Here is a 12,808-nt window from a genome sequence, read left to right as displayed (position 1 = left end):
ATGACAACAGAAAATGGATGGTTTTATAAATTTCTTGTTTGGCGGGCAAACAATATAAAGGAAAAACACTTTGTATTGATTGTTAGTTTTTTGGTAGGTATTTGCACTGCTGCATCGGCCATCATCTTGAAAAATTTAATTCACTTCATTCAGCATGTATTGTCAGTGAACTTCGCTGCTGATCAAGTCAATTATTTGTATTTATTGTATCCGGTATTGGGTATCTTACTGGCTGGGTTGTTTGTAAAATATATCGTGCGTGACGATATCAGCCACGGTGTGACGAAAATTTTATATGCCATTTCCCAGCGGAAGAGCCGGATTAAACCTCATAATATGTGGACATCCATTGTGGCTAGTTCGGTAACCATTGGTTTCGGTGGATCTGTCGGAGCCGAGGCTCCGATTGTATTGACCGGTGCCGCTATTGGTTCCAATCTGGGCCGTTTGTTCAAGATGGAACAAAAGACTTTGATGTTGTTAGTGGGATGTGGCGCTGCTGGAGCCATCGCTGGTATCTTTAAAGCGCCTATTGCGGGACTTGTTTTTGTGATCGAGGTATTGATGCTGGATCTGACCATGACGTCCGTGTTGCCTTTGTTGATCACTTCAGTAACGGCTGCTACCGTATCATATATATTTACCGGTACAGAGGCTATGTTTAAATTTTCTCAGACCGAAGCATTCGTAATAGAACGTATTCCCTATGTCATCTTATTAGGAATATTCTGTGGCTTGATTTCCCTGTATTTTACCCGTGTGATGAACTGGATTGAAGGCGAATATCGTCGGTATGGAACGACATATTGGCGTAAGTTTATGATGGGAGGAATTATGCTGAGCTTGTTGATCTTTATTTTCCCTCCGCTTTATGGGGAGGGATATGATACGATCGGTCTGTTGCTGAACGGTCAGTTCGCTGGGTTGATGGACAATAGTATGTTCTACCCTCTGAATGATTCCTACTTTGGAATAGTTATCTTTTTGGGACTGATTTTGCTGACTAAAGTATTTGCTTCAAGTGCTACCAATGGTGGTGGAGGTTGTGGTGGTATTTTTGCTCCTAGTCTATATCTGGGATGTATTGCGGGGTTCATTTTCGCTCATATATGTAATTATTTTCCTTTTACGATGTATCTGTCGGAAAAGAATTTTGCTTTGTTAGGTATGGCTGGAATTATGTCGGGTGTGATGCATGCTCCTTTAACGGGCGTTTTCCTGATTGCAGAATTGACTGGTGGATATGATTTGTTCCTTCCTCTGATGATTGTTTCTATAGGTTCGTATATTACAATTCTGATGTTTGAACCGCATAGTATTTATTCGATGCGCTTGGCTCAGAAAGGGGAATTGTTGACGCACCATAAAGATAAAGCCGTATTGACTTTGTTGAGTGCAGACAATGTGATTGAGCGCGACTTCCAGGTGGTTTCTCCAGAAATGACGTTAGGAGACATGGTAAAAGTGATTGCACGGAGTAGTCGTAATACGTTTCCGGTAGTGGATGATCGAGGTATTTTGCTGGGAATAGTTCTGCTGGATAATATTCGGAATATCATGTTCCGTCCAGAGTTGTATAATCGGTTCCATGTTTCCAAATTCATGGTATCAGCACCGGCTAAGATTGTGGTGAATACGCCTATGGACCAGATTATGCAGATTTTTGATGATACGAAAGCCTGGAATTTACCGGTAGTTGATGAAACGGGCAGATATATGGGATTTATGTCTAAGTCGAAAATATTTAATTCCTATAGAGAAGTTTTGGTAGATAATTTTTCAGGAGATTGATAAGATATGAAGAAAGAAGATTTGAGAATTGTATATATGGGCACACCCGAATTTGCGGTGGAATGCCTGCGAGCTTTGGTTGAACATGGTTATCAAGTGGTGGGCGTTGTAACAATGCCTGATAAACCGATGGGACGGCATGGTAGTGTACTTCAGTCGAGTGCTGTTAAAAAGTATGCTGAATCAGTTGGTCTTCCTATTCTTCAGCCCGAGAAGTTAAAAGATGAAGCGTTTTTGGAAGCTCTTCGTGCATGGAATGCCGATTTGCAGATCGTTGTTGCCTTTCGTATGCTTCCTGAAGTTGTGTGGAACATGTCTCGTTTGGGTACGTTTAATTTGCATGCTTCTTTATTGCCTCGGTATCGGGGTGCTGCTCCTATTAATTGGGCAATTATCAATGGTGATACCAAGACAGGTGTAACAACTTTTTTCTTGGATCATGAAATTGATACCGGAAGTATTATTATGCAGGAAACATGTCCTATTGCAGATACTGATGATGCAGGAATCTTGCATGATAACTTAATGGCGTTAGGAGCACAGACTGTACTGAAATCGGTTGATCAGATTTGTGAAGGGAATGTAGTACCTTTCCCTCAGAAAGACTTGTTTGATGGTGTGTCTGAATTTTTGCCGGCTCCTAAAATATTTAAGGAGACTTGTCGGATTGATTGGAATAAACCTTTGAAGAATTTGTATGACTTTGTACGGGGATTGTCTCCTTATCCAGCCGCTTGGACGGAATTGGTTACCCGTGATGGTAAACGGCAAGTCCTGAAAATTTATCAGACGGAGAAACGTCCGGAGCAACATTGTTTTCCTGTTGGTACAATTCAATCGGATGGAAAAAGCTTTGTTGACGTTGCGGTTGATGGAGGATTTTTACGATTACAATCAGTGCAGTTGGCAGGGAAAAAACGAATGTCTGTAACTGATTTCCTGAATGGTTTCAAGCAGATAGCAGAAAGCCATGTAGAATAAAAAAAGAGGAACCGATTGGTTCCTCTTTTTTATTTCATTATCCTTAATCGTTATATTTACTTGTCAATACTACAATTTGCATAGCCTCTTTGTCTTTCTTCAATCGAACACCTGACGGTTTCATATAGTTCGTAATTGATGTCGTGTAAGGTTTACCTGAACTCCCCCAAGAACTACTTGAATTTTGTGTTCCTCGTAAAACCGGAAGTAGTATTAAATTCAAATCTTCGTCAGGTTTGTTTTCCAAATGTACTTGTAATAGGCTTGATATGTTCCCAAAAGAATATGTGTTTGTGGCATATTCACCAAAGGTTGCCAAATAGGAAGTCACGTTGTCTTCTATTTTATTGTTCTCAAAGAAACTTTGAACAGAGTCTTCCGGCAAAAGCAACACATTGTCGGGAGCTTCAAAAGCATATAACCATTCTTCTTGAGGCATGGCTTTCATGGAGAAGTTCAGACCGTTAATGATGCGATCTCCTATCTTTTCTTTGATAGCGGAGGCTGGAACTACTATTTTAGTACAAACACCGGCTGGACTTCTCAGATAACTGAATTCTTCATTCGGTTCCAACAATTGTTCAATGTTACCATTCTCTATTTGATTCATCTGGATGACTTCTTTAGTCACATTGAACTGCTCTCTTGTATGGATAATCGTATCTTTTCCTGCTTCTGTCGTCGATTTATACTTATAATATATAAAGAAAGACGATTGAGCCACTTCCAGGATGTTTCCTGTTCCAAACCCAGTTGTTACATAAAATCCGGGGAAGAATTTATTAAAGGCTTCCTGATTTTGGAAAGAACTCGGATTGTTGACTGTTTCATCATAAAAACGTTGAGCAATATCCGTACTGATTCGAATACGTACATTCGGTGTATAATAATCAGGATCACTTGTATCCGTGATGTTACGAATAGAATCAGGGATACTCAAATCGTATGCCGTATAAGTTTTTTCTCCAATCAGTGTTTGCAGGTCACAAAAATCTTCGGGATTCATGTTTGTGTAATAATTCCGTGCCAAAGGTTTAGTAACCTGGTAAATCTTAGCCTGCATAGGAGCTAATGAGTCGCCTACGTAACCGCCTTCATCATACATGATAAAGAATGCCATTGAATCGACCTTACCATCAATCGGTTCATGGGCGAATTTGTAATTTTCAGGGCAATAGAACTGACAGATATAATCTGTTTTCAGGTTTCCATACAAGGGATCGTAGATTTGTCCTAACAGTCCGTTTACAGTACGGGCATATACCGAATCTAATTTAATGGTAGATGCCTCAAGCTGAAATGTATCCGCATAAACAAAAGAACGGTCACCATCTGGCTGAATACTTGGTCCAACCTGGCTCAATTCATCATTACACCCGCTAAGTAAAATACCTCCGAAAGCGAGCCCAAGTATAAGTCTTTTAAAGTCCATGTTAAATAACTATTTAGATTCCAAAACGACATCGTAGAATTTGTTAAATTCGTCAATGTACGTTTCGGGTGATTGATACGGTAAAAATGGAGTATTAGGTTTCGTAGCGATATATTGTAAAATGTCTGGATGGATTGTTTCGCTACCTTGTATAACGCCGTCTGCAAAATCAATTGCTAATTTAGACAAACCTACGAAACTTGTATCTTTACGTAAGTTTTCTACATCAGCTTCTTCTGCTTGATCCATAATCAATTTGTTGGCAATGTTTGGATCCAGCGGCTGTTTGAAGTCGTCGTTATAAATTGAATAAACGATTTTAGCATTTCGTACGCATGGATCATCTGCATACATACGTTTAATATACAACCCCGTGAAAGCTGACATCCAACCATGACAATGAATAACATCGGGAATCCAACGAAGCTTTTTAACCGTTTCTATGACACCTCGTACATAGAATATTGAACGTTCGTCGTTGTCTTCATATTCATTTCCGTTTTCATCGACAACTGTCGATTTACGTTGGAAATAATCATCATTGTCGATGAAATATACCTGCATACGGGCAGCTTGTATAGATGCAACCTTAATAATCAACGGATGATCCGTATCGTCGATAATCAGATTCATTCCCGAAAGGCGGATTACTTCATGTAATTGGTTGCGACGTTCATTAATGTTACCAAATTTAGGCATGAAAGTTCTGATTTCGCGACCGCGTTCCTGAATTCCTTGCGGAAGATTCCGGCAGATTGTTGCAATTTCAGATTCCGGTAAATAAGGGGTGATTTCCTGAGCTATAAACAAGATTTTTTTTGCATCCATTCTGTATTTTTCTTTTATTTAGACGGTACAAAGATAGTAAAAATCTTTTATTTCTGATAATTATTTTGTTGCTTTGCACCGTTTTTAAGCATCTATAAGATGAAAATAGTAAGTTCTATCAAAGATTTAAAGAATTTCTTGGCTCTTGAGCGAGAAAAAGGGAAGAAAGTCGGTCTTGTTCCTACAATGGGAGCTTTGCATGCCGGACATATTAGTTTAGTGAAGCGTTGTGTTGCCGAAAATGATATTTGTGTGGTCAGTGATTTCGTTAATCCGACGCAGTTTAATGATAAGCATGACTTGGAAACGTATCCACGTACGTTGGATGCAGACTGTGCTTTGCTTGAACCTGTAGGTTGTGATTATGTTTTCGCTCCTTCGGTAGCGGAAATGTATCCAGAACCAGATACACGCGTATTTAATTTGGGTCCGGTTGCTGAGGTTATGGAAGGTCCTCGTCGTCCGGGACATTTTAACGGCGTTGCTCAGGTCGTGAGTAAGTTGTTTTATATAGTAGAACCGGATAATGCTTATTTCGGAGAAAAAGATTTCCAGCAGATTGCTGTTATCCGCGAAATGGTACGGCAGCTGAATCTGCCAGTTCATATCGTTGATTGTCCGATTCAACGTGAAGCGGATGGTTTGGCGTTGAGTAGCCGGAATACCCGTTTGACTCCCGAACAACGTCAAAAAGCACCGGTAATTGCCCGTACATTAAAAGAAAGCACTACCTTTGTACCCGCAAAGAGTGTTCAGGAGGTGATTGATTATGTTGTGAATACAATCAATCAGGTTCCGGAGATGGAAGTAGAGTATTTCGAAATCGTAGATGGAAATACCATGCAGCCTATTCAAAACTGGTCTGATACGACGTATCCGGTAGGTTGTATTACTGTCTATTGTGGCGAAGTACGTCTGATTGACAATATTAAATATTAATCATAAAGAAGAAAGATGTATATAGAAGTTGTTAAATCAAAGATTCATCGGGTGACAGTTACCGAAGCCAACTTGAATTATATTGGAAGTATTACGATAGATGGTGCTTTGATGGAGGCTGCCAATTTGATACCGAATGAGAAGGTTTCGATTGTCAATAATAATAATGGAGAGCGTTTTGAAACGTATGTCATTAAAGGTGAACCGGGCTCTGGCGTTATTTGTTTAAATGGTGCTGCAGCTCGCAAAGTACAACCGGGTGATGTTGTCATTATTATGTCGTATGCATTGATGGATTTTGAAGAGGCTAAGACTTTTAAGCCGGCTGTCATATTCCCGGATACTGCAACGAATCGTTTGATTTAACAAAGATAATTTTGCTGGAGAGTAACTTGAAAGGCACAACGTATTTTATCCAAAATACGTTGTGCTTTTTGTTTATATACGTTGTCTATTCTTTGTTCGCCCAGGGCGAACATATAATCGCCCATGCCGAATATATGTTCGGCGTGGATGAATATATAATCAGCGTGGGCGAACAAAATAAAATTCATTTATTCTTCAAGTAGATTCCACCTCTTCTGAAAGTTTGTTTGGTCTCGGATGGGATTCCTTTGCCGTTCTGCGAAGTTGATCAAGTAAGGGGAATTTTTAATAGATTGCATACTTAAATTGAGGATTCCTAGCTTGATAAATTCCATTTATTCTTTATCTTTGCGCGTTTAATGATGAATATATAAATATGAAGGAAGAATGGTTCCCGTTGGTGAACGAGGAAGGTCAGACAATAGGTAAGGCAACTCGCCGGGAATGCCATAATGGATGTAAATGGTTGCATCCGGTTGTGCATTTGCATATTTTTAATAAAGCCGGTGATTTGTATTTGCAGAAGCGTTCGATGACAAAAGATATCCAGCCGGGAAAATGGGATACTGCAGTTGGAGGCCATGTCGATTATGGCGAGACGATTGAAGAAGCATTACGTCGGGAGGTTCGTGAGGAGTTAGGAATCACCGATTTTAATCCGGTTTTTCTGATGCGTTATGTCTTTGAGTCGAAGGTGGAAAAAGAACTGGTGAATACTTATCGGACTATTTATGAGGGTCCGTTTTCTCTAGATCCTGAAGAAATAGAGGAAGGACGTTTTTGGTCTGCCGAGGAAATAAAGGCTCACCTGGGAAAAGGCGTTTTTACTCCTAATTTTGAGAGTGAGTATGAGAAGTTAGGCAAGCAAAACTTGCAAATGGAATGATAATCGTTTAAACAAAAAGAATATAGCAAGATGAAAGTGAAGATTATGTTCCCGCTTGTAGCTGCAGGATTCATGGTGCTGGCGGGATGCGGTAACAAAGCTCAAGAAACGGACACGCAATCTACTTGTAAATCTGTTAATTTGGCAAATTTGGATACAACAGTAACGGCTGGTGAAGACTTTTATCAGTATGCCTGCGGTGGCTGGATGAAAGAACATCCGTTGAAGCCGGAATTTTCCCGTTATGGCGTGTTTGAACAGTTGATGGAAATGAACCGTGAACAGCTTCGCGCTTTGGTAGAAGAATTGAAGGCTGCTCCACAACAGGAAGGTAGTGTAGCTCAGAAAATCGGAATGTTGTATGAATTGGCTCTGGATAGCGTGAAAACGAATGAAGAGGGATTCGAGCCGGTAAAGGAAGAATTGCTTGCCATTCGTAATTTGGGTACAAAAGCCGAGTTCTCAAAAATGGTTGCCAATCTGCATAAAGAAGGTATTACTCCTTTCTTTGCTATTTATGTAGGTGCTGATGAGAAGAACAGTTCAATGAATATTGTTCAGTTATATCAGGCAGGTTTGGGAATGGGTGATCGTGATTATTACCTGCAGAATGATGAGACTTTCAGCAAGATCCGGGAAGCTTATAAAGCATATATCTCTCGTTTGTTTGCATTGGCTGGTCATTCTCCTGAACAGGCAGAAGCAGCAGTAGCCGCAGTCATGAATGTTGAAAATGGAATTGCTAAGATTTCATTCTCTCGTGAAGAGTTGCGCGATTCGCAAAAGAATTACAACAAGATGTCTTGTGCTGACTTTATAAAATCAAACGATGCTCTTGATTGGAATGCTTACTTTGCCGCTATGGGCTTAGACAGCATACCTGAATTGGATGCCAAGCAGTTTGCTTATTATAAGAAACTGGGCGATTTCTTGAAAAAGGTTTCTTTGGATGATCAGAAATATTATTTGGCATTTAATCTGCTGAGTGCTGCTGCTCCTTATCTGAGTGACAATTTTGTAAATGCAAGCTTTGATTTTTACGGCAAGACCATGTCGGGTAAACAAATGCTGGAAGAACGCTGGAAACGGGCATTGTCTACTGTAAACGGATCATTGGGCGAAGCTGTCGGTCAGATGTATGTTTCCAAATACTTCCCTGCAAGTTCCAAGGAAAAGATGTTGACTTTGGTTGGCAATTTGCAGAAAGCGTTGGGTGAACGCATCAATACATTGGAATGGATGGGCGATTCAACCAAGCTGAAGGCTCAGGAAAAATTGGCTGCCTTTACGGTGAAAATTGGTTACCCGGATAAATGGAGAGATTATTCGGCTTTGGAAATCAAACCGGATTCTTATTGGGCTAATGTAAGACGGTCATCTATCTTTGAAATGGAATATATGTTGGCTGATGCCGGAAAGCCTGTAGATAAATCACGTTGGTATATGACACCGCAGACTATCAACGCTTACTACAATCCGACAACTAACGAAATCTGTTTCCCGGCTGCTATTCTTCAGCCACCGTTCTTTGATCCGGAGGCTGATGATGCGATCAATTATGGAGCGATCGGCGTTGTGATTGGTCATGAAATGACACACGGATTTGATGATCAAGGTCGTAATTATGATAAGGAAGGTAATTTGGCAGACTGGTGGACATCAGAAGATGCGGCTCGTTTTACGGAACGTGCTAATAAGTTAGTTGCCCAATATGACAATATTATTGTATTGGATACGATGCATGCTAACGGTAGTTTTACATTGGGTGAAAATATCGCCGACCAAGGAGGTTTGCTGATTTCACATCAGGCATACTTGAATAGCCTTCAGGGAGAAACACCTGCTGTGATTGATGGATTTACTGGTGATCAGCGCTTTTATTTAGGTTATGCAACTTTGTGGGCACAGAATATCCGGGATGAGGAAATTGTTCGTCGGACCAAAATGGACCCGCATTCTCTTGGTAAATGGCGTGTAAATGCAGCGTTGAAGAATATTGATACTTTCTATAAAGCATTTGATGTTAAAGAAGGAGATGCTATGTACATGCAGCCGGCAGATCGTGTTAATATCTGGTAATAACATCGGTTTGTGATGCAGTAAAAAATAAGAAAGCTTGATTTTCTAACCTTAGTTAGGAAGTCGAGTTTTTTTTGTATATAAAAAAGAATAAGGCTTTTGCAGCAAATCATCCTTTAAATGCATCTATTCTTATATAGAACAGAGAAAATGCTCTAAAATGAATGTTAAAGTCGATTGTTTTTGATATGTACTAATAGACAAATAGTTATATTTGTAACTAGAATGTCTGGTATGTTTCGGAATAAAGAAGGTAAGTGTGAAATAAATTCAAAACGCCTTACTGGGTTAAACGAAACTTTTCTGGCATAGTCAAAAAGATAACAGGCAATAAATTAGGAGGAAAAAATATGAAACCTAAAAAATTAACATCCTTGATGGTGATGCTTCTGTTGGCATTGAATGCAACAGGGCAGGAGCAATTCTTCGATGATGTTTATTATTCTTCGAACCAGTCGAAAGAAGAGGCTTCGGTAGAAAAAAACATAAAAGAAGAAGAGAAGAACGATGATTTGGATGCTGAGCCGACAGAAACGGTTTTGCCAAGTAGTTATACACGTTCTGATATTGAAGAAGAACGGGATGTAGACGAGTATAATCGTCGTTATTCTGGGTATGATGATGAAGCGTATGCAGAAGAGGAAGAGGTAGCACAAGAGCCTGAGAAAACACAGGTAAAGGTTGAATCCGATCGTCGTTCTGATTTGGAATACAGTGAACGTATTATTCGTTATCATTCGCCAAGTAAAATATCAATTGTGGGAGCTGACCAGGTTGATTTATATTTGGAAGACGGTTATTATGCCTATGATTATGATACGGATTATTCTAATGGGACAACGAATGTGTCGGTGAATTTAAACTTTGGTTCACCCTGGTATTCTTGGGGATGGTATGATCCTTGGTTCTATAATCCGTGGGGTTACTATTCATCTTGGTGGTATCGCCCGTATTATTGGGGCTGGGGCGGTTGGTATGCCGGCTATTATAGTCCTTGGTACGATCCATGGTGGGGTCCTTCATGGGGCTGGGGTTACTATGGTTATTATGGTGGCTTTTATCCGCATTATCATCATTATGCTTATGCTCCTTCCTATTATCATCGGTATGACAATGGCCGTTCTTCTTACGGACGGAATGGTCGTTCCAGTGGATATGCAAGTAGCAATAGCTTGAGAAGTTCCGGCCGTTATTCATCAGGCCGTGATGCAGGTCATATCACTTCTGCTTCTTCAGGACGTGGCTCAGGACGTTATTCTTCTGGAAACTCTACTTCATTGAAGAGTTATGCAACAAGTGGCCGTTCAAGTGGTCGCTCTTCCGGTAGCAGTATCGGTCGTGGATCTTCTTCCAGTGCAATAAGTTCTTCATCCATTACACGGGGTAGTGGTCGTAGCAGTGGTATTACTTCTTCGTCTTCTCGTACACGAATCAGTAATAGTTCAGCTTCAGGTCGCAGTAGCTATTCAACGGGTCGTAGCAGTTATTCTACAGGTCGTAGCAGTGGCGTATTTAATAGTCAAATGAATACACAGTCAAGCCGTTCAACAAGAAGCTTCAGTTCACCTTCCAATTATGGAAGCGGTCGTTCCAGTGGTTCGTTTAGTAGTGGAAGCATGGGCGGTGGCCGTTCGAGTGGCGGTAGTATCGGTGGTGGTGGCGGTCGCTCCAGCGGTAGAGGAAGATAATTAAGGTTGATTTTGAATTAGAAACGATGAAAAAAGTATTAACAATAGCATCAGCACTGGTACTAAGTACTGGTGCTGCTTTTTCTCAAGGCCTTGCAGATGCCTATAAATATGTACCTAATGGTGATTTAAACGGTACAGCTCGTAGTATGAGTATGGGTGGTGCTTTTGGTGCTTTAGGTGGTGATATCTCTGTTTTGAATAGCAATCCGGCAGGTCTGGCTGTTTATCGTAGTTCTGAAGTGGTAGCTACTGCAGATGTCTCTATGGTTTCAGCAAAGAGTAACTGGTTAGGCAATGGAACGACTGCTGATAAAACGAAGTTCAATTTTGATAATATCGCTTATGTAGGCTATTTCCCAACGGGGAACGATTCCGGATTATTAAGTTGGAATGTTGGCTTTTCATATAACCGGTTGAAGAATTATTCTCGTAATTATTCATTGCGTGGAAGTGGTGACATGGGAGCTTCTTTGGCAGATTATGTGGCTGCCCGGGCCAATAAAGGAGGATTGACACCCAGTGATATTGATTTTCGTAAAGATGGAAATGGTAATATTACCTATGATCCGTATGAGTCAGTAGGTGACTGGTTGTCTGTCTTGTCGAATGATGCCGGTTTCTTAAATTATAATGGAAAACAGTACGAATCATCTTTGCGTAGTACAGCCGGAATTCCCTATACGCGGTCGAATACAGAAATGCATGTACAGGAATCAGGAGCAGTTGATCAGTACGCTTTGGCTTTTGGAACGAATATATCAGACTTTTTGCTGTTAGGAGCAACCGTATCGATAACGGATCTTCGTTATGATTTGTATTCATATTATGCTGAAGACTATGCTTCCAACAAGAATAGCTATATTGAACTGGAAAATGGCCTGACTACCAAAGGAACGGGATATGGCATTAACATCGGTGCAATTTGTCGTCCGATTGATTTCTTGCGTGTAGGTGTTGCATATAACTCTCCTACGTGGTATAAAATGACTGATTATTATGATGCAAATGGAGCATCGGATATAGAATCTTTGCCAAAGAAATATGAGGCTAATTCACCTCAAGGAGCTTATAGTAAATATAAATTCCGCACACCTGATAAATGGATCTTCAGTGCAGCGGCTATCTTTGGACAGACAGCATTATTGAGTGTAGATTATGAGGTTATGAATTATCGCCGGATGTATTTGTCGGATGATTATGGTAATGCCAATATCGAAACAAATAACGAGGTAGATCAGAAACTGGGTATATCCAATACGCTTCGAGTAGGAGCGGAAGTGAAAGTTACACCTCAGTTTGCAGTCCGTGCTGGAGCTTCTTGGTCTGGTAGCGGAATGAGTTCAACCTTGAGAGATGGAAATACGGAAGTCATTACGGTGGGTACATTACCTCATTATACATTGACTAATAATATTACGAACTATACGGTGGGATTAGGTTATCGTTTTACGCCTCAGTTTTATGTAGACCTTGCTTGTGTGCTTAAAACCGTAAAGGAAGATGCCTATACCTTCTCTACGCTGTATTCCGATTCTGGAGAAACTATGGTGAAATCTTCTCCGGCGTCTTTGAATACCAGTTCGACACGTGTTGCGTTAACATTAGGATATAAGTTCTGATCTTATTCTTTTGTTCGTTAGAGATACGGGTTTTGTCCTGAATATTCCCTTGTTTGTACAATAATACAAATAAGGGAATTTTTATTTATGAAAAGTTTGGTTGTGTAAAATGATTTATGTTTCTTTGCATAGAAATAAAATATGTTTAACTCTTAAAATCCTATCGCCTATAGCATAACATTACTCGTAGAAATCA

Annotated in this window: 10 protein-coding genes; 8 read left to right on the top strand and 2 right to left on the bottom strand. The window is 40.2% G+C overall.

Annotated features, from left to right (window positions below; all coding sequences use genetic code 11):
- Nucleotides 1-1,791 (top strand): chloride channel protein, encoded by a 1,791-nt coding sequence (locus MUN53_RS10880; protein ID WP_243325443.1) that lies wholly within the window; start codon nt 1-3, stop codon nt 1,789-1,791.
- A 6-nt stretch (nt 1,792-1,797) separates the two neighbouring features.
- The gene (gene fmt, locus MUN53_RS10875; protein ID WP_243325442.1) at nt 1,798-2,772 is read left to right on the top strand and encodes a methionyl-tRNA formyltransferase; all 975 of its coding nucleotides are present in this window, start codon (nt 1,798-1,800) and stop codon (nt 2,770-2,772) included.
- A 43-nt stretch (nt 2,773-2,815) separates the two neighbouring features.
- On the opposite strand, the gene MUN53_RS10870 is transcribed toward fmt, so the two are convergent.
- Both MUN53_RS10870 and MUN53_RS10865 read right to left on the bottom strand, forming a co-directional pair.
- Complete coding sequence (locus MUN53_RS10870; RefSeq protein ID WP_243325441.1) at nt 2,816-4,204, bottom strand: DUF4270 domain-containing protein; 1,389 nt, start codon at nt 4,202-4,204, stop codon at nt 2,816-2,818.
- 9 nt (nt 4,205-4,213) lie between these two features.
- On the bottom strand, nt 4,214-5,032 hold the full coding sequence (locus MUN53_RS10865) for a glycogen/starch synthase (protein WP_243325440.1): 819 nt from the start codon (nt 5,030-5,032) through the stop codon (nt 4,214-4,216).
- Between the two features lie 99 nt (nt 5,033-5,131).
- On the opposite strand from MUN53_RS10865, the gene panC reads away from it, so the two are divergent.
- From panC to MUN53_RS10835, 6 genes are all read left to right on the top strand, one after another.
- Entirely contained in the window at nt 5,132-5,971 is an 840-nt protein-coding gene (gene panC / locus MUN53_RS10860) for a pantoate--beta-alanine ligase (protein WP_243325439.1), read from the top strand.
- 15 nt (nt 5,972-5,986) lie between these two features.
- Nucleotides 5,987-6,337 (top strand): aspartate 1-decarboxylase, encoded by a 351-nt coding sequence (gene panD, locus MUN53_RS10855; RefSeq protein WP_022456309.1) that lies wholly within the window; start codon nt 5,987-5,989, stop codon nt 6,335-6,337.
- Nucleotides 6,338-6,713: 376 nt separating this feature from the next.
- Entirely contained in the window at nt 6,714-7,223 is a 510-nt protein-coding gene (locus MUN53_RS10850) for an NUDIX hydrolase (protein ID WP_243325438.1), read from the top strand.
- 30 nt (nt 7,224-7,253) lie between these two features.
- Entirely contained in the window at nt 7,254-9,302 is a 2,049-nt protein-coding gene (locus MUN53_RS10845) for a M13 family metallopeptidase (protein ID WP_243325437.1), read from the top strand.
- 350 nt (nt 9,303-9,652) lie between these two features.
- The gene (locus MUN53_RS10840) at nt 9,653-10,990 is read left to right on the top strand and encodes a hypothetical protein (RefSeq protein ID WP_243325436.1); all 1,338 of its coding nucleotides are present in this window, start codon (nt 9,653-9,655) and stop codon (nt 10,988-10,990) included.
- A 26-nt stretch (nt 10,991-11,016) separates the two neighbouring features.
- Nucleotides 11,017-12,612 carry an OmpP1/FadL family transporter gene (locus MUN53_RS10835; protein WP_243325435.1) on the top strand — a complete coding sequence of 532 codons (1,596 nt, stop codon included), beginning with the start codon at nt 11,017-11,019 and terminating at the stop codon, nt 12,610-12,612.
- The last annotated feature ends 196 nt before the right edge of the window (nt 12,613-12,808 follow it).

Source organism: Parabacteroides faecalis (genome assembly GCF_022809355.1).
GTDB lineage: Bacteria > Bacteroidota > Bacteroidia > Bacteroidales > Tannerellaceae > Parabacteroides > Parabacteroides faecalis.
This window is presented reverse-complemented; position numbering and strand designations above follow the sequence as displayed.